We start from the raw sequence: 18,360 nt of genomic DNA, 5'->3' as shown, positions 1-18,360 counted from the left end.
AATAAAAACAAAAGACCATGAAAGCCTTACTGATTGTCGATCTTCAAAATGATTTTTTACCCGAAGGGACCCTACCGGCACCCAACGGTGACAAAGTGGTTCCGGAAATCAACAAGCTGATGGAGCATTTTAGCCTGATTATTGCCTCCAAAGACTGGCACCCGGCCAACTCGGTTCATTTCAAGAAATGGCCGGTTCACTGCGTTGCCGGCTCAAAAGGGGCCGAATTCCCGTTCAGCCTCAACCGCCCCAAAATTGACCTGGTTTTGTATAAAGGGACGAACGATCTGGATGATGGGTATTCCGCATTCGAGGCCACGAACATCTCCTTGGACCAACACCTCAAAATGCACGCAGTAAACTCGCTGTACATTTGCGGATTGACCACCGAATATTGTGTAAAAAACACCGTTCTGGATGCTTTGAAAGCCGGTTACGAAACATTCGTGGTGCAAGACGCAACAGCAGGAGTAAACGCCCATCCCGGAGATGAAAAGGCAGCCTGGGACGAAATGCAAAAAGCCGGGGCAAAACTGACTACGACTGCTGCCATGACAGGAGTCTATGACTTTTAAGCAGATCTGTACAAATCCGTAATCAACGCAGAATAAAGTAGCCAATAACGGAAAAGACAGGGCCAATTTAAAGCAAAAAGCTCCCTTTCGGTTCGCCGAAAGGGAGTAGGAAAAGAAAGTGGTGTACTAATTAGAAGGGAAATTGATGCTATATAATTGATGCTGCTCAAATTCATTTTTCCGAATCCTATTTAAAAGCCGGTTTTCCAAATCGCTCAAAATGTTCATGTAATTGATGAACGCCAGATAAGGACTTTGGTAGGGATTGAAATGCTGTGAGGCAAATTCGTCTTCGAAGAAACGGTCGTTCATGTAAAACAAATATTCTTTATCCTGAAGGTACTCCCAATCCCGGACAAGCGTTTCACAATCGCATGCTTTTACCATTTCATTTAAAAGTACGAGTTTACTAAACGCCTCTTTTTGTAAGTCGTTTTTCAGCCAAAGATTCTTACCTTTTTTTCCTGACACTCTTCTTTCGTTGTTTCCATTGCCGGATGAATTCCTTGATAAACCCACAAATTCGCTCGGCAATACAAATCCGGCTTGCGAATCAGCCCCCAGCTCTGTGAGTAACGTTTGCCAAAAATATGACCGGTTCAACAAAAATGGCTCACCCAGTTGAGCCAGGTTGTACTCAATAAATACAGGAGTTGACTGCGCATGCTCCCGGATTTGCTTTAACAGTTTTTCAGGACGAGAGTTGTTTTTTTCACTCAACAGAGCCAATTCCTGCTTCTCCACCAAACGGCTTAATTTCTGATCTGCAAACCACATCTCAGGACAGCCCGGAGTTGTATAGTAATCGCAATCTTTATCAGGTTCTGTCCCAAACCTGACAACCGCCTTTTTCCCAACTTCGCCAATCACGGAAAGGCTCTGCGCTGATAACGTGTGACGGCCAGCCATAAAAACCTTCGGAGTTGTTCCAAAAAAATGCTGGATGAACTGGTCGTGCAACAAGAGCTGTTCCTTTAGCAGACTGCTATCATTAAACGCCACCAAGCTGTTAGACCAGGAAACGGACAAGAACTCAATCAATCCTTTCTGATGCAAGGTATCCAATGTCACCAAAGCTTCAGGACGATATTTTTTAAACAACTTCAGGGTGATACCCGAAACGGAAATGCCCAGTTTTATTTTACTCTTGGCCCGAGTGCTCAATTTGGTCACCAAATCAAAAAAAGGCACAAAAATATCCTTGTAAAACTGATCAACCTGACTATCGGTAACACAATCGTCGTAATAGTAATCATTTTTATTCACCTCAAAAAAACGGTACTGCCGGAGAATTGCCGGCAAATGAAGTTGAATACACAAACATACCTTATTCATATCCATCGATTTTATGCGCATTTTGTCATCTTATCATAAACACGTACCAATTGTTTCGCAGACTGGTCCCAATTGATGTTACCCACCTCACGTGTGCCGTTTTTTACCATCATATTTTTCAATTTTGAATATTTCAAAATGCTGTAAACGGCATCGGCCATGGCATCCGTGTCCCAAAAATCGACGGCAATGGCATGCTTGACCACCTCAGACACTCCCGACTGCTTTGAAATAATGACCGGTACGCGACAGTGCATGGCCTCGAGCGGGGCAATTCCGAACGGCTCGGACACTGAAGGCATTATATATACATCCGAGCGGGTGTACATCTCCTGCACCTGTTCGCCGCATAAAAAGCCTGGAAATTGAAATTTATCCGTCAAACCATATTTGTTCACCATGGCAACCATTTGAGCCGTCATATCACCGCTTCCAGCCATGACGAATTCAACCGACTCCATTTTCTGCAGTACTTTCCGGGCCACCTCAATAAAATATTGCGGCCCTTTTTGCAGGGTAATGCGCCCTAAAAAGGTGACTGTTTTCACTTCCTTTTTTTGCGGGTTAGCAATTGCCGCAACGGGTTCAACCCCATTGTGAACGGTATAAATCTTTTCCGGAGAGATACCATACTTCTCAACAATTATCCTTTTTGTATGATTACTCACAGAAATGATGGCATCAGCGGCCTCCATGCCCTGTTTCTCAATCCAAAAAACATCCGGATTGACGTGCCCCCCGCTACGGTCAAAATCGGTTGCATGAACATGGATGACCAATGGCTTGCCAGTTGCCTTCTTGGCCAGCACCCCAGCCGGATAAGTCAACCAATCGTGGGCATGAATGAGGTCGAACTCTCCGCTTTTAGCAATATACTCCCCAATTATCGAGTAATTGTGAATTTCGGTCAAGAGATCGGCCCCATATTTCCCGGTAAATGTTACTTTCCTGGACTTTACTTCGTTGTCCTTGCCGGCCTCATTAGATTTAGCCTGGATGACTTCAGCATATTTTACAGGATCGACATAAGGCAACATCCCCGATTGCACACTGATATAGGTATAAGGGTCGCAAAGGCGCTCCTGATTAATTTTACTTTTGATCAGGTCAATTTCATTCGCCCCGATAAATTCCATCCGGGAGGTTTCCTCGTTACCATACGCCTTGGGTACAACAAATGTAAGATCAATATCTGCATAAGCGGTCAGCGCTTTGGTAATCCCCAAACATGCTGTTCCCAAACCTCCGGAAATGTTGGGTGGAAACTCCCAACCAAACATAAGCACTCTCATAAATACGTTCCTTTTATCTTTTTTATAAAACATGATCAACCCCTGTTACACCCTAAATAAGGTGTAAAACCTTCCCATTCAATCTGAAAAAAGTGAATGATATTTCGGAGATAAATACTTTTACTACTGACTTAGAAGAATGAATAACCAATTTTGGGTTCCTGGGCAGCGCAAGCATAATCCTCACGTTCCATTTGCCAGGCAACAACAAAGGCATGTGATATTCTGGTTAAATTTCTTACTGTTCGTGATGGAAGTAAATCAATTTGTGAAGTGTGTCCTTTGGAGTGTGGCGCTCTTGCCTGTTCCATTTTTTTGTTTCCCGAATTCGTCATACTACACGCATTTTTGGTTTTTTAGTTCTTGCAATTTATGTATATTCATCCATTTCACCTCTCATTTTCAGGCACCATTATGCTGTTCATTTCGTTCATTTTTTTAGCATACGTGCAAATAGCAGTCAAATCAGACATACTGTATTACGCACATAAAGTTATGCATTTAAAACTTTTACATATTGTCAATACGCCAATTAGCCATGTAACAACCGTCATGCATTTTATTTGGATAATTTTCCTTTTTAGCAGGCAAATACTATCTTTGCCTTTCGCACAATTTTAAATGTACTAGGCACTTTTATTTTACCATAGCGATAATGGGAGAAGAGATTATTGAGATTCTGAAAGAGGACATTCAGAACAAATTTGGGAAGGAAATCAGGTATGGGAAAGACTGCAATGAATTATCCGAAGTAATTTTAGTTAACACTAAACGACAGGTTAGTACTTCAACTCTTAAACGATTTTTTGGAATTATTGATTCGCCGTTTAAACCATCGAGATACACATTGGACACGTTGGCTATTTTTCTTGGCTTTAATGATTGGCATGCGTACTTGAACTGTTTTGACGAAACGAAACATCACTCACACCAACCAACTACCTGGGAATTACTAAAGAAAAGGGTCCAGTTGGTTACAGATAATAGTCTTCGATCATTAAAACTTAAAACAGGGTACCATCATCCGGACAATTTCTTGTTCCGCGATTTCTTGAAAAAACGGATTGATTCATTTGTAGAAGCTCCGGAAACAGCAACGATGCTGGTGGCGCCGGACGGCTATGGGAAAAGCAGTTGCCTGATAAAATTAGTTGAGAACTATTTCTGTGCCCCCGACTCCCCTTACAAAAATGATATTGTTTGCCTCATCGACGGTGGCATATTTTTCAGCCTTTATTCAAGCAATTCTCTAATTGAACTACTCCATCAATTCGTGGAGTTTGATGTTCAAAAAAGTCTGGGACATTACTTTTCGCAGAATCCACAACAACTCCAAGGACGCATTTGGATAATTATTGATGACGTGGATGAGATTTTCTTCGAGAAAGAGAAGTATTACCAATTAGCTGAAAACCTGATGCGATTGATACTTTACAATCGAGAAAATAACTGGTATAAACTGATCTTAACCTGTCGCCCGGAGAATCTGGACATCTTCAATCACTTAATTCAAAAACACCCGTTATTTAAATCATGCTGGTTCGGGGTTAACTTTGGTGGCGATAAGATGATTGAATCCATCAACATCCCTCTTTACCGGAAAAAAGAAATTAAGAGCCTGCTAAAAAGCAGCCATATTCAGCCTTCCTATGATTTCCTGAACTTTCATAACAACGGGCTGATGGACATGATGCATTACCCCACACTATTAACCTCATTTATTGGCAAGTTCAATGATTCAGGAAACCTGTCTGAAATAGAATTGCTGAATAGATTTGTCTCGAAAAAATTGTTTACATACCCACTCCGCGAAGAGAAGCTGCAGCTCGTTGAAAACTTCATCAACCTGTGCAACTCTGGCTTAAATAGTGTTTCGGTACGAAAGGACGATTTGCTCGACAACAAAGAGCTGATGGGAGCATACCGCGAATTGATCTCACAAGGAATTATTTACGAATATATAATTCCGGAAGGATTTTGGGACCAACACATCTATGTGCGGTTCAGCCAAAACATGGTCCTCGAATTTATCCTGATAAACAAATGGATGAAGAACCGCAAGCCAGACTTGACTTTACTTCAGGAAATAAATGAATTTTACAGCAGCAACACGCAGTTGCAATGTCGTTTGATGCAACTTTTCGTTAAATTTCTTTTTCATGAAAAAAATTACGAGTTAATCAAACAACTGCACACGCGCATGGAAACTTCAATTGATTTCCCCTACCAATCATCGAGACAATTGCCTGCCTGCATCACATCGATGGCGGCCGAAATCAGAAGACTGGTGCGCAACGACAAACAGGCACAAAAAACGCTCATCCCCTGGTTCGCCCAATCAAAACTTGGACAATTACTCTATTTTCAGGAAACATTCGACATGGATGATCTGATGGAGTATTCCGATGAAAATCTGGAGGTGTACTTGAAACACACCGGCACCAGTTCGGCCAGGGCATTTGTTTATTATCTCAGGTTTATGCAGGGACTATTCGCCCTGGATGAGAACAAATGCCTTACAGAATACAAAAACACCCAACAACTGGATTGTTCCGATTTTGAAGTTCCGCTGTTCGCCGGTTATTATTTTGCCGTCAGAGTTCTGTATCAATCCATTTTTGAAGATAAGACAGATCCGGCTATTTTGGACGAGGTACTCTCCTATTCCAACCGACTGCTCAACCAGGAAGTTTCCAGCTTATCATCGTTTCCTCAGTTTGAAATTTCGGTAGTTTACCGCTACGACCTGTGCGACAAATTTGACGAAGTGCTGCAACTGGTGCGGTTTATTGAAGACCATTATGATCTGAACCCGGCAAATTCCAATTGCTTCACCCAATTGTACCAACTTTGCCACGCCAGGGCCTTGCTGCACACCGGAGAGGAAGAAAAGGCCTTGCATATTTACAAGAACATGGACCCGATCCGGTTTCCCTTTCACATGAAAAATTACCTTCAACTGAATGCTGACCTTATCCGGGCAGACTTTCTATTCTATCGCAAAAAGACGAAAAAGCTGCGAAAACTTGTTGAAGAGATGAAAAGCCTTTCAACTATTCTAAAATTTGATTACTTCTACAAACGAGCCGAACTGATCGAACAAAAGATTTCAGCAGCGCCGGATCTTCGGCATCAGGATTAAAACGACGAATAATTTCCAGACACCTCCACTTGCAACAACAATCACACGACAAACTGTTTTAAAAGCAGTTACCCTGCCCACAGGAAAGGAACAGGGTAACTTAAAGGCTATGCCGATTTATTTTTTTCCTAGTTATATATCAATGAAGTCTCTTAAAAGTGGGCTGATAGTTGGATTCCGATCCGCGGCGCCGGGCGGTAGCCATGTTCACAACGCTCGAAGTACATGTCTCCGTGCCGGTAATACACAAGGTTCCCGTGACGGACCCGTTCAACCCGGAAAGGCAGGTCAACGAAAATGACATTTCGGGGAAGTTCCACCCGCACATAGCCAATTCCGTGATAGTGGCGGTAATAATTGCCTCCGTAAAAATAGAAATCGCCGTGAGCGTGCCGCATTCGAACAGGAGTGGAATGAAATTTCCGGTAAACATGTCCGTATTTGGGGTGATGGTACTCGTAACGGTTCGTCCGGTCGTAACGATAGGTATAATCTTTTTTGTGCTTCTTCACATCATAAACATGACGGTCGCGGTCACGGTCGCGTGAATCATTGTAGGTCCTTCGATCTTCCATGCGACCGTACTTTTCATGCTTTTTATAATCATTTTTACGGTATTCCCGCTTTTGAGCTTCGGCGTTGAAGCTTATCATTACTGCGGCAAATACTATTGCTGCGGCAATCAGTCTGAAGTTAAATTTTGTTTTCATGGCTTCCAGTTTTAATAAGTTTATGAATCAATCTGTCTGGTGCCTGCACTTACCGGTAATCAGTTATACCAGATTAAACAAAGGCCATGCCAAAAACGTACCAAACTAATTAACAGCGAATTAAACCCAATACACCAACAATAAAATCAGATATTCATCATTTTACGAAAAGAGAATATTATTTTTGCACAAAATTTTAAAACTGTGGGACGAATATTAGCCATTGATTACGGGAAAAAACGGGTTGGACTGGCCGTTACTGATCCGCTGAAAATTATCGCCAATAAACTGACCACAGTGCCCAGTCATCAGATCTTCGATTTCCTGAAAGATTATTTTCAGAAAGAAGAAGTGGAAAAAGTAATCATTGGCTATCCGCTACAAATGAACAATGAAGCCTCGGAAGCCGTTTTATACATCAATCCGTTTTTAAAGCGGTTTCAAAAACTTTTTCCGGAAGTGCCCATTGAGCAGGTGGATGAACGTTTTACATCGAAAATGGCTTTTCAAACCATGATCGATGCCGGGCTAAAGAAAAAAGACAGGCAGAATAAAGGTATGATTGATACAGTCAGTGCCACCATTATTCTGCAATCATACATGGAACAACAAAAATTTAAATCATGATTTACCCGATAACCGTTTACGGTGAGCCATTGCTGCGCAAAGTGGCCGAACCCATTGCAAAAAACATGGATGGACTACAACAACTGATTGACGACATGTTTGAAACCATGTACCATTCGGACGGGGTTGGCCTGGCTGCGCCACAGATTGGTAAATCCCTGCGTATTTTTGTCATTGATGCCTCCTCTGCCGCTGATGATGAGCCCGAGCTGGAAGGTTTCAAAAAAGCCTTTATCAATCCCGAAATTTTAGAGCGGCGTGGCGACGAATGGGTGATGAACGAAGGCTGTCTGAGTCTGCCCGAAATCCGGGAAGATGTGTCCCGACCGGAGTTCGTAAAGATCAAATACATGGACGAGAACTTTGTGGAACATGTGGAAGAATATGGTGGGTTTGCGGCTCGCGTCATTCAACACGAATACGATCACCTGGAAGGTGTTTTATTTATCGACTACCTGAGCCCACTGCGGAAAAGAATGCTGAAAGGTAAGCTGACGGCCATCTCTAAGGGGAAAGTGCACCCTGCCTATCGCATTGTGATCCCCGGGAAAAAATAAACTTGGTGGCTGATACGCTCAACGCATCAATAAATACGATCAAGTTTGAAAATTTAATTAAATAAAGAAACCCTGTCAGTTGGTTTACCGTATTTCGGAAAAACCAAATCCCTGACCGTGAGTTTCTTTTCCAGCAATCCGTTTATAAAGATTACCAGCCTGGTCCTTTTGGGCATTCTGACCGCCAGTTACTGTCCGTGTTCCATCTGGTTTATTTTGCTTCTTTTATTATTGTTGATTGGCTGGGCAGGCTGGCAAAGCGCGAAAAGCAGATATTCAGTTGATTTAGTACATTCAACTATCCAGGGCACCGTTATCGTGCTGCTGACCATGATAAACGTTGGGCTGAACCGCGAAGAAATACCGGCGGCACCCGAACAGCCGATCCATTTCACGGCTACATTGCTTGAAAAACCGAGTGAAAAAACAAATTCGTACCAGGCGCTGATCCGTATTAATCAGGCAGATTCAAGCCAGTTCGACCGCAAAAAACTCATCGCCTATTTTGCAAAAAGCGAACAAGCCGAAACATTATTGCCCGGTGACAATCTAATTGCCTTGGGCAGAATCAATGCCATCCAAAATTCAGGAAACCCATTTGAGTTTGACTATCAGGGCTATTTGGAGAGGCAAGATATTTTTTTCAGCACCTACATCACTGCAAAAAACCTAAAATCAACACAGCAGTATGATTGGTCGCTATTTACTGTAGCCGAACGCTTTCGCGAAAAACTACTTTCCCTGCTAAAGGAAAAACTGCACGACCACGAAGTTTTCCAGGTAGTGAGCGCATTAACCTTAGGTTATCGCAAAGAACTCAGCCCCGAAACGCGATCGTATTTTACAGCTACCGGGGCCATGCACGTTTTGGCAGTTTCCGGCCTGCATGTTGGCATGATTTTCCTGTTTTTGACCCGGCTGTTTAGTTTCTTGAAACGATCACGTGCGGGACAATTTCTCTTTGTGTCGCTGATTGCTTCCTGTTTATGGGGATATGCTTTGCTCACCGGCTTTTCACCATCGGTTCAACGGGCAACGGTCATGTTTTCGTTCATTCTTATTGGAAACAGCCTTTCCCGTCCCACCCCTATTTACAACTCCATTGCAGCTTCCGCGTTCTTCCTGCTACTGGTAAATCCCGGTTTGTTTTTCGAAGTTGGATTCCAACTCTCCTACATGGCTGTTATCAGCATCGTTTTTTTCTATCCGAGGTTCGAAAAAATAGTGGACCCGGAGAACAAGGTTATCAAATCGATGTGGCAATTGATATGCGTTTCGGTAGCCGCTCAAATCGGAACAGCTCCGCTCGCACTTTTTTACTTTCACCAGTTTCCGGTATTTTTCTGGCTAAGCAATTTTATTGTCGTTCCTGCTGCTTATCTCATTCTGGGTTTAACTTTCGCTTTTTTCATACTTACACCGGCTGGTCAGCTTTCCACTGTCGCCGCTTGGTTACTGACCGGAGTTACCAAACTGACTTTGTGCTTATTAAAACTAATTGTCCGATTACCTTTTGCCCTCATCGAAGGCATTTCCATCTCAACCATCCAACTGCTTTGTTTGATTTGCCTGCTGGGCAGCCTGCTGTTTTTTATCCGGTACAGACTTCGCATTTATTTATTTGTGGGCTTGATGTTGGTCGTCATTTTTCAACTTAGCGGATTCACTCAAAAGCTAAGTCTGATGAACCAGCAGAAACTAATTGTTTATCAATCGAAAACGCCACTTATCCACCTGATCAACGGACGTCAAAATTACCTGTTCAGCCCAAACTACCATGAACCAAGTCCATACCTTTATGAGAATGTTATCCGCGAACTTCGGTTAAATCCGCCACAGTTTATCGATCTGGAAAACCTGCCAACCGAGCAAACTTCTGATCTGATCGTCACCAAGACACATCTTCAGTTTACAGAGTATTCCCTTATCCTTCAACCATTGACAACAAATTCCAACGCTGAAAATCACAAAATACTGAATACGGGACAGGTCATAAACCTGAAAAATATTCAGCAAAAGGATTTGCACCTGACTTTTGGAAGGCAAAGCACACGAAATCAAACGAAGAACAAAAACGACAAATCAGCCCATGCTTTCTGATTAACAGTAACATCTGCCTCAATTACACCAATCACGAATCACAGCCAAACCAAAAAAGAATCTGTACGTATTGAAATTGTTGATTTTATACCTTACTTTGCCTTGCTTATTTTTTAACTGTTAGAAACAAGAATTACCATGAAGGTTGTTATTGTTGGAGCCGGAGAAGTTGGTACACACCTGGCAAAAATGTTGAGTAAGGAAGATCACGACATTGTTTTGATGGATGATGATACTGAGAGACTGAACAAACTTTCAAACCAGGTCGATCTGCTGACTATTACAGGATATGCCAATTCGTTTAATGATCTGAAAGAAACCGGCATAGCCAAAGCCGACCTATTCATTGCGGTTACCCCTTACGAAGAACGAAATATTGTTGCCTGCATCCTGGCCAAAGACATGGGGGCACAGCGAACCGTAGCGCGAATAAACAATGGCGAATATCTTCTTGAAAAAAATAAGGAAAAACTCAAAAGCTTGGGGGTTGATGAGTTGATCTTCCCTGAAAGTTTGGCCGGAAAAGAAATCGCCTCCTCAGTTAAACAAGTTGGCACGAGGCAATTGATTGAGTTTTCAGGAGGGAAATTAATCCTGATGGGCATCAAGATCCGGGAGAATGCCCCCATCCTGAACAAAACCTTCGAAGAATTATCCTATATCGAATCTGAAATTCGGGCTGTTGCCATCAACCGGGCCAGCGAAACCCTTATCCCCCACGGACGCGATTATATCAAAAGCGGCGACATCATTTTCTTTATCACCACCCGCGCCTATCAGAACAAAGTATTTGAACTGACCGGCAAAGAAATTTTCCCGGTACGCAACATCATGATTTTGGGCGGAAGCCGTATTGCACAAAAAACCATTGACAGGCTGGGCGACCACTACAATATCAAGATCATAGAATGGGACAAAAACCGCTGCCAGCAAATAGCCGACCGCTTCGAAAATGTACTGGTCATTCAGGGCGATGGCCGCAACCTGGATTTGCTGAAGGAAGAACGTATTGAACGGATGGATGCCTTTATCGCCGTAACCGGCAATTCGGAAACCAACATCCTGTCGTGTCACATGGCAAAAAAGATGGGCGTAAAACGAACCGTTGCCGAGGTTGAAAATATTGACTTTATGGGCATTGCCGAAAGCATGGACATTGGGAGCCTGATCAATAAAAAACTGATCGCCGCCAGCTACATTTACAAATACACGCTGGGGGCCGAAGTTGCCCAAGCCAAATGTCTGACCGCATCAGAAGCCGAAGTATTTGAATTCATCGCCAAAGAAGATTCGAAAATAACCCAGCAACCTTTAAAAGAATTGTCATTCCCCGAAGATGCAACCATCGGAGGGATTATCCGAGGCTCCATGTCCTTTGTTGCCAAGGGAGACACGGTGATCCAGCCAGGCGATAAAGTGGTGGTTTTTGTACTACCTTCAGCAATCCGCAAACTGGATAAATACTTTAAATAGGACTACTGACTATGTTCAACATAAAAGCCATCATAAAGATTCTTGGTTTTTTATTGATTGTCGAAGGCGCGTTCATGCTTTTGGCTTTTAGTGTCAGCCTGATTTACCAGGAACACGATATGATTCCTCTCCTGAAATCAGCCTTGCTCAGTATTTTCATTGGTGGCATAACCGTATTTGCCACCCGCAATGCACAAAAAAATATCAGCAAAAACGACGGATTTATCATTGTCAGCCTGGTGTGGGTCATTTTTTCATTTTTTGGGAGTTTACCCTACCTGATAAGCGGATCTATTCCCAATCTGACGGATGCCTTTTTCGAAACCATGTCGGGTTTCACAACCACTGGCTCCTCTATTCTCAATGATATCGAATCGTTGCCTCACGGAATCCTGTTCTGGCGAAGCATGACCCAATGGTTGGGAGGGATGGGAATTATCGTCCTGTCGCTGGCAATCTTGCCGGTGTTTGGCATTGGCGGGATGCAGCTGTTTGCTGCCGAAGTACCCGGCCCGGTACCCGACAAACTGAATCCCAAGATCCAGCAAACTGCTAAAAACCTATGGGCCATCTATGTACTGTTTACCCTTGTCGAAACCGTACTTCTGTGGGTAGGCGGTATGACCCTGTTCGATGCAATAAACCACTCGTTTACCACCATGGCAACCGGGGGATATTCAACCAAGCAAGCCTCTATCGCCCACTGGGACTCGGCCTACATTCAATATGTGATTACTTTTTTCATGTTTATTGCCGGAACCAATTTTACCTTGTCATACAGCGCGCTGACCGGAAAATTTGACAAAGTTTACAAGAATGAGGAATTCAAATATTATGTGTTGTTCATCATCACATTCACAGCGATCATTTTCAGCGGCTTGTTGCTTTCCACCCGATTGGGTTTTGAACAAGCCTTTCGCGACACGTTGTTCCAGGTTGTTTCCATCATCACCACTACAGGTTTTGCCACAGTTGACTTTCTCACCTGGACTCCCTTTTTGATCATTCTGATTTTTGCCCTCTTCTTTTTTGGAGGCAGCGCCGGGTCAACAGGCGGGGGTATAAAAATCATGCGCATCGTTTTATTATTAAAGAACAGCTACTACGAGCTTCGTCGACTGCTGCACCCAAACGCCGTTATCCCGGTAAGGTTCAACAAACGTGCTGTATCCGAGCACATAATAACCAACGTGCTGGCCTTCTTCATGATTTATCTGATCATCTTCTTCATCAGTACCATCATTTTCACACTGATTGAACCCGATATGGATTCGGCGATGGGAGCCGTAGCCACCTCACTGGGTAATATTGGCCCCGGACTTGGAAAATTTGGGCCGGCAGAAAACTTCTATTCGGTACAACCGGTTGGCAAATGGTTTCTGGCATTTTTGATGCTGCTGGGCCGCCTGGAGTTATTTACAGTATTGGTTTTGTTCTCCCCTGCTTTCTGGAAGAAATAACGTCACAATAAACGATGGTCTGTAAGCTTTTGAAATAATATCAGGATCTGGACAATACGAATAATTTTCTGCCCCGTACCCCGGATTTTTTACCGCCATTCTTCGTTTTTCCCACCCAATGATCAGGGATAACAATTTATTGACACATTTTTTGCGTTGAAATGACGATCAGAGTTCCAGTTCACCCTTACCCTGACGAACGATAACAGGTATTTCGTTGGTACAATCAATTACGGTTGACGCCAGGTTTCCACCGTAGCCTCCATCAATAACCAAATCGACCAAATCACTGAACTTTTCATGGATCAATTCAGGGTCAGTTGTATATTCAATAATTTCATCCTCATCGTGCACCGAGGTGGACATGATCGGATTACCCAATTCACGAACAATACTTGTAATAATACGATTGTCCGAAACACGTATCCCCACCGTTTTCTTTTTTCCCTTGAAATATTTGGGCACATTATTATTGGCATTCAGGATGAAAGTATAGGGGCCTGGCAAACAACGCCTGATCAACTTAAACACAGGATTCGAAATCGGCCGGGTATAATCCGACAGCTGGCTCAAATCGCTGCAAATAAAGGAAAAGTTCGATTTTTCGACCTGAACCTGCTTGATGCGGGCCACACGTTCCACGGCCTTCGCCTGCGTAATATCGCAACCAATGCCGTAAACCGTATCGGTAGGATAAATAATTACCCCTCCATTTTTCAGCACGTCAACCACTTTGCGGATTTCGCGCTCATTTGGGTTTTCTTCGTAAATTTTCACCAGCATGGCAATACCTTTAAATTCTGTTAAAAGTAGGACAATTTTATGGATGCCTGAAATAAAATAGCGAAATTCGCCTGTTCAACACGGCCTATGGAGCGAAGAATCACGACAACCGAAGACGGTTCACACACCTTATATGTCCCCGAATTGGAGGAGCATTTTCATTCCACGCACGGAGCAATCCGCGAGTCGGAACATGTCTTCATTCAACAAGGTTTGCTGAAATGCCCGCTTCAAACAATAACCATCCTGGAAGTTGGATTTGGCACGGGGCTGAATGCCCTGCTTACCCTGGCAAACAAAGACGATAAAACCATCCACTACATCAGCATTGAAAAATTTCCGTTGGAGAAAGAGGAATACCTTCAGCTGAATTATCCCCGGCTTATAAATAATAACCTGCATGAAGCCTTTGAAAACATGCACCAGTGCGCCTGGGAACAACCGATTGAAATCGCACCCGGCTTTTTCCTGACCAAGTTAAACGCCGACTTGCTGGAGATCAGTTTCGACCAATTTCCCGCATTTAACCTAATCTATTTTGATGCTTTTGCTCCAAACAAGCAACCGGAAATGTGGCAGGAAAATATTTTTGAAAAAATCGCTTTACATACAGCTACCCAAGGGCTTTTTGTAACTTATTGTGCCAAAGGCGAAGTTCGTCGCTCGCTGGCCCGTTGCGGGTTTACTATGTCCCGCCTGCCAGGCCCGCCAGGAAAAAAGGAAATGTTATTCGGGCAGAAAACTACGTCGGCTAATTCTGTTTCAAAAAATCCCCTATCTTCGTAGCGCTTAAAAAATTATCATATGTCAGAACAAAAAATGAACGACCGGCTCGAAAAATTCAGCTATGCTCTCGGATTGAGCATTGCCAGTAATTTGATCCAGTCAGGCGTAAAAACTATTGATCCTTCAAGCTTTATCCATGCCCTGGAAGATTTGTTTACCGGGAAAGAACCCAACATGTCGGCTGATGAGGCCAACCGCATTCTTCAGGAATTTATGGAAGAACAGCAAAGCGGCGAAGCCGGCAATAACCTGGAATCCGGATTGAAATTCCTTTCCGAAAACCTGAAAGACGATAAAGTAGTAGAAACAGCAAGCGGCCTTCAATATAAAATCCTGGTGCATGGCGACGGCGAAAGCCCTACACTTGCCGACGAAGTAAAATGCCACTATCATGGTACGCTGATTGACGGCACTGTTTTCGACAGCTCTGTGCAGCGCGGTACCCCGGCTGTTTTCCCGGTAAACGGCGTCATTCAGGGTTGGGTTGAAGCCCTTCAGATGATGTCGGTCGGTTCTAAATGGCGGCTATTCGTACCATCCGACCTGGCTTACGGCGAACGTGGCGCCGGCGGCTCCATCGGACCAAACACAACCCTGATTTTCGATGTAGAACTTTTAGAAATTGTCTAATCCATTCAATAAATCTTAAACATGAATTTTAAACCTGTATTTTTCGCAATTGCTGCTTTAGTCGTTTTAGCAGCCTGTCAGCCTAAAGGCTCAAAAACTGTTACTCTGAACACAGAAAACGATTCGGCCAGTTATGCCCTTGGTGTGCTTATCGGCCAAAACAATAAACAAAACCTGGACGCTTCTCCCGGCGCCGAGAATCTTGACATGAACATCCTGATCAACGCTTTTGAAAAACAAGTAAAAGGCGAAGAATCTCAAATGGATGCTGAAGAGGCCCGTACGGTGATCCAAAAATTCTTTGAAGCGGTATCGGCAAAAGAAGCCACTAAAAATGCGGAAGAAGGCACTGCTTTCCTGGCTGCCAACAAGGATAAAGCTGGTATTACAACAACCGAAAGCGGCTTGCAGTACGAAATCCTGAGCGAAGGTAACGGAGCTATGCCGGTGGACGGACAATCAGTAAAATGCCACTACCACGGTACGTTGATCGACGGTACTGTTTTCGACAGTTCTGTTGAGCGTGGCGAACCCGCAACCTTCAATGTGAACCAGGTAATTCCCGGATGGACAGAAGCATTGAAACTGATGCCTGTAGGTTCGAAATGGAAACTTTACCTGCCCAGCGAACTTGCTTACGGCGAACGTGGCGCAGGTCAGGATATCGGCCCGAACACTACTTTGATTTTCGAAGTTGAATTGTTGGAGATCGTACAATAATCCCGGTTCTTGATAACTTTTTATAATCCCTCCGCGATTTTTTGCCGGAGGGATTTTTTTATCTGTATTTTTGATCCCAGGAAAGTTTTTGAAAAAATAATATGGAAATTAAAGGAAAAATTAACCAGATTTTACCCGTCAGTTCCGGTGTCAGCAAAGCCGGAAACGAGTGGAAAAAACAAGAATTCGTGATCGATACCATCGATGAACAATTTCCCAAACAAGTTTGCTTTACGCTGTTTAATGATAAGGTAAACCTGATTGATGGCCTGAAACCAGGAATGGAAGTGAATGTTTCTTTCAATGTTGAATCACGCGAGTTTAACGGCAGATGGTACCACAATATCAACGCGTGGAAAGTGGACAGCCAGAGCCCGGAAGCACAGGGAGGTTACCGCCCGGAATTTACAGCTGATGACATTCCGCCGGAACCAATGGACAATGGCAACGACCTTCCTTTCTAAAAGTAGAAGACATATTAGCCAAAGTGGCGATCTAAAAGAAAAGAGCGGGTTTTTAACTCCCGCTCTTTTCTTTTATGGCTAACTGCGTTGATGGCGACGCTGCAATAGCCAATCGAAGCCCAGCAACAGAGTTGCCGCAATAAGTGCAAAAAAGACAACCGATGGAACTTGGCCAAACCAACCGGCCACATTTTCGCCAGCAGCACTTAACCCGGTAAGATCGGGCTTAGGAACACCGGAAAACAGGGAGTTTATCCTGCTTGGTTCTGCGTCAGCACTTCCGGGAGCCGTTGAAAAAGACGCATAAGCAATGAATGCTGCAAACAAAGCACCCAGCAAGCGTAAAAACCACTTGCCAAAAACCGGTTCGTAGGCAGCACCCAGCACCGGATGGCGGTGCACTTCTTCCATCACCATTTTTGTAAAATCAACCGGGGCCTTTTCTGGCCGGTACGATTTCATAATCTCCCTGAATTGCTTATCACGTGTTTCCATCTCCGCTGGTATTATTCTATATAAATAACAAATAGGTCCGTGACCTTAAAATAAACTGTAAATCTCTTCTTTAAAATAACTGCTCAGCAGTTCGTACATCTTCTTTCGGGCCCGGTGTATTTTCACCTTCACATTACTCTCCGACAAACCGGTAATCTGGCAAATTTCCTCCACCTTTTGGTCTTCATAATAATACAAAGTAACCAATACCTGGTCTAATTCGGGCAATTTCGAAAGCGCTTCCTGCAAATATTTTTCCAGTTCGGCTTTGTTTATTTCCTGCAGCTGATCATAGATCCGAATTTCATCCTGCTCGGTCAAGTGCTGCTCGTCCAGCGACCGGATTTCCATTTTCCGCTTCCGGAGCATGGTTATACATCCGTTGTAAGTAATACTGTACAGCCAGGTCGAAAACTTCGATTTTTGCTTATACGAACTCAACGAACGATAGGCCTTCACAAAACTATCCTGGGCCAATTCTTCAGCGTCTTCTGCATTTCGGAGCATTTTCAGAGCAAGGCCATATACCATATCCTGATATTTTTCAACCAGATACGAGTAGGCTGCCGCATTTCCATTCAGCACCTGATCAATATAATAATGGTCATCCTTTTGCTCCATGCTAACCATAGGACGAGAATTGCCTGTCCGGGTTACACCCTTTACCGAAAAAAATTTTCACGTAGAATTTGTAACCGTTCAGCCAAGCCAGCGTCATAAGATCGAATTCGAAATCAATAACAAACTAAAAAATAAAAGTCATGAACGAAGACATTATTATCCCGGTAAGTTTTTTCGCATTTGTTTTTGCGATGTTGTATGTGTACCTCACCACCCGTAACAAAGAACGGATGGCCTTGATTGAGAAAGGGGCCGATCCCTCGCTTTTTAAAGCAAAACCTCAGGTAGGCAGTTTCTTCACCCTGAAAATGGGACTGTTTTTTATGGGTATTGCGCTTGGCGTTTTGTTTGGCAACGTGCTCGATTTGTACACAGGCCTTGAGGAGGGGACGGCCTATGTGTCGATGATCTTCCTCTTTGGCGGTTTAGGGCTGATTGCCGGATACTGGGTACAATCGAACAGAGAAAAACCCTGATTTTTAAGAATAAACAGGAGGGCCATTCCACCGACAGGGATGGCCTTGTTTTTTTCGATATCATTGACAATATTTCACTTCGTTCGTATTCTCGGGAACCGACGTCCGAAGAAA

Annotated in this window: 19 protein-coding genes; 12 read left to right on the top strand and 7 right to left on the bottom strand. The window is 43.6% G+C overall.

Going from position 1 to position 18,360, the window contains the following annotated elements; genetic code table 11:
* Nucleotides 1–17 precede the first annotated feature (17 nt).
* Complete coding sequence (locus tag N2K84_RS04320) at nucleotides 18–575, top strand: isochorismatase family protein (protein ID WP_282590551.1); 558 nt, start codon at nucleotides 18–20, stop codon at nucleotides 573–575.
* A gap of 126 nt (nucleotides 576–701) precedes the next feature.
* Here the strand turns inward: N2K84_RS04320 and N2K84_RS04315 are convergent, their stop codons facing one another.
* From N2K84_RS04315 to N2K84_RS04305, 3 genes are all read right to left on the bottom strand, one after another.
* Entirely contained in the window at nucleotides 702–1,910 is a 1,209-nt protein-coding gene (locus N2K84_RS04315) for a hypothetical protein (RefSeq protein ID WP_282590550.1), read from the bottom strand.
* Between the two features lie 11 nt (nucleotides 1,911–1,921).
* A complete protein-coding gene (locus tag N2K84_RS04310) occupies nucleotides 1,922–3,202 on the bottom strand; it encodes a glycosyltransferase family 4 protein (protein WP_282590549.1) in 1,281 nt (426 codons plus the stop codon).
* 131 nt (nucleotides 3,203–3,333) lie between these two features.
* Nucleotides 3,334–3,537, bottom strand: coding sequence for a hypothetical protein (locus tag N2K84_RS04305; RefSeq protein ID WP_282590548.1), 204 nt, complete (start codon nucleotides 3,535–3,537; stop codon nucleotides 3,334–3,336).
* A gap of 320 nt (nucleotides 3,538–3,857) precedes the next feature.
* Between N2K84_RS04305 and N2K84_RS04300 the strand changes: the two genes are divergently transcribed.
* Complete coding sequence (locus N2K84_RS04300) at nucleotides 3,858–6,344, top strand: hypothetical protein (protein WP_282590547.1); 2,487 nt, start codon at nucleotides 3,858–3,860, stop codon at nucleotides 6,342–6,344.
* Between the two features lie 152 nt (nucleotides 6,345–6,496).
* On the opposite strand, the gene N2K84_RS04295 is transcribed toward N2K84_RS04300, so the two are convergent.
* A complete protein-coding gene (locus N2K84_RS04295; protein WP_282590546.1) occupies nucleotides 6,497–7,054 on the bottom strand; it encodes a hypothetical protein in 558 nt (185 codons plus the stop codon).
* Nucleotides 7,055–7,258: 204 nt separating this feature from the next.
* Here N2K84_RS04295 and ruvX point away from each other — a divergent pair, with 204 nt between their 5' ends.
* From ruvX to N2K84_RS04270, 5 genes are all read left to right on the top strand, one after another.
* On the top strand, nucleotides 7,259–7,681 hold the full coding sequence (gene ruvX / locus N2K84_RS04290) for a Holliday junction resolvase RuvX (RefSeq protein ID WP_282590545.1): 423 nt from the start codon (nucleotides 7,259–7,261) through the stop codon (nucleotides 7,679–7,681).
* Nucleotides 7,678–8,238, top strand: coding sequence for a peptide deformylase (gene def, locus N2K84_RS04285; RefSeq protein ID WP_282590544.1), 561 nt, complete (start codon nucleotides 7,678–7,680; stop codon nucleotides 8,236–8,238). Before ruvX ends, def begins: the two co-directional genes overlap by 4 nt.
* Before the next feature lie 117 nt (nucleotides 8,239–8,355).
* Complete coding sequence (locus tag N2K84_RS04280; protein ID WP_282590543.1) at nucleotides 8,356–10,338, top strand: ComEC/Rec2 family competence protein; 1,983 nt, start codon at nucleotides 8,356–8,358, stop codon at nucleotides 10,336–10,338.
* 138 nt (nucleotides 10,339–10,476) lie between these two features.
* Entirely contained in the window at nucleotides 10,477–11,811 is a 1,335-nt protein-coding gene (gene trkA / locus N2K84_RS04275; protein WP_282590542.1) for a Trk system potassium transporter TrkA, read from the top strand.
* A gap of 11 nt (nucleotides 11,812–11,822) precedes the next feature.
* Nucleotides 11,823–13,271 (top strand): TrkH family potassium uptake protein, encoded by a 1,449-nt coding sequence (locus tag N2K84_RS04270; protein WP_282590541.1) that lies wholly within the window; start codon nucleotides 11,823–11,825, stop codon nucleotides 13,269–13,271.
* 168 nt (nucleotides 13,272–13,439) lie between these two features.
* Here N2K84_RS04270 and N2K84_RS04265 read toward each other — a convergent pair whose 3' ends face one another.
* Nucleotides 13,440–14,054, bottom strand: coding sequence for an L-threonylcarbamoyladenylate synthase (locus tag N2K84_RS04265; protein ID WP_282590540.1), 615 nt, complete (start codon nucleotides 14,052–14,054; stop codon nucleotides 13,440–13,442).
* 87 nt (nucleotides 14,055–14,141) lie between these two features.
* On the opposite strand from N2K84_RS04265, the gene mnmC2 reads away from it, so the two are divergent.
* The 4 genes from mnmC2 (at nucleotide 14,142) to N2K84_RS04245 (ending at nucleotide 16,654) form a co-directional block, all read left to right on the top strand.
* Complete coding sequence (gene mnmC2, locus N2K84_RS04260) at nucleotides 14,142–14,840, top strand: tRNA (5-methylaminomethyl-2-thiouridine)(34)-methyltransferase MnmC2 (protein ID WP_282590539.1); 699 nt, start codon at nucleotides 14,142–14,144, stop codon at nucleotides 14,838–14,840.
* A gap of 18 nt (nucleotides 14,841–14,858) precedes the next feature.
* A complete protein-coding gene (bamJ, locus tag N2K84_RS04255) occupies nucleotides 14,859–15,470 on the top strand; it encodes a BamJ family beta-barrel-assembly machinery protein (RefSeq protein ID WP_345894126.1) in 612 nt (203 codons plus the stop codon).
* A 21-nt stretch (nucleotides 15,471–15,491) separates the two neighbouring features.
* A complete protein-coding gene (bamJ, locus tag N2K84_RS04250; protein ID WP_282590538.1) occupies nucleotides 15,492–16,190 on the top strand; it encodes a BamJ family beta-barrel-assembly machinery protein in 699 nt (232 codons plus the stop codon).
* A gap of 101 nt (nucleotides 16,191–16,291) precedes the next feature.
* Nucleotides 16,292–16,654, top strand: a complete 363-nt coding sequence (locus tag N2K84_RS04245; protein ID WP_282590537.1) for a DUF3127 domain-containing protein — start codon at nucleotides 16,292–16,294, stop codon at nucleotides 16,652–16,654.
* A 78-nt stretch (nucleotides 16,655–16,732) separates the two neighbouring features.
* On the opposite strand, the gene N2K84_RS04240 is transcribed toward N2K84_RS04245, so the two are convergent.
* Both N2K84_RS04240 and N2K84_RS04235 read right to left on the bottom strand, forming a co-directional pair.
* Nucleotides 16,733–17,149: a hypothetical protein gene (locus N2K84_RS04240; protein WP_282590536.1), complete on the bottom strand. Its 417-nt coding sequence runs from the start codon at nucleotides 17,147–17,149 to the stop codon at nucleotides 16,733–16,735.
* Between the two features lie 45 nt (nucleotides 17,150–17,194).
* Nucleotides 17,195–17,779 (bottom strand): RNA polymerase sigma factor, encoded by a 585-nt coding sequence (locus tag N2K84_RS04235; RefSeq protein ID WP_282590535.1) that lies wholly within the window; start codon nucleotides 17,777–17,779, stop codon nucleotides 17,195–17,197.
* 131 nt (nucleotides 17,780–17,910) lie between these two features.
* Between N2K84_RS04235 and N2K84_RS04230 the strand changes: the two genes are divergently transcribed.
* Nucleotides 17,911–18,246, top strand: a complete 336-nt coding sequence (locus tag N2K84_RS04230) for a DUF6249 domain-containing protein (RefSeq protein ID WP_282590534.1) — start codon at nucleotides 17,911–17,913, stop codon at nucleotides 18,244–18,246.
* Nucleotides 18,247–18,360: the final 114 nt, after the last annotated feature.

The sequence above is a fragment of the Gaoshiqia sediminis genome, from assembly GCF_025907915.1.
Classification (GTDB): domain Bacteria; phylum Bacteroidota; class Bacteroidia; order Bacteroidales; family Prolixibacteraceae; genus Gaoshiqia; species Gaoshiqia sediminis.
Note: the sequence above shows the minus strand (reverse complement) of the source record. Positions and strands in the feature narration are given on the sequence as shown.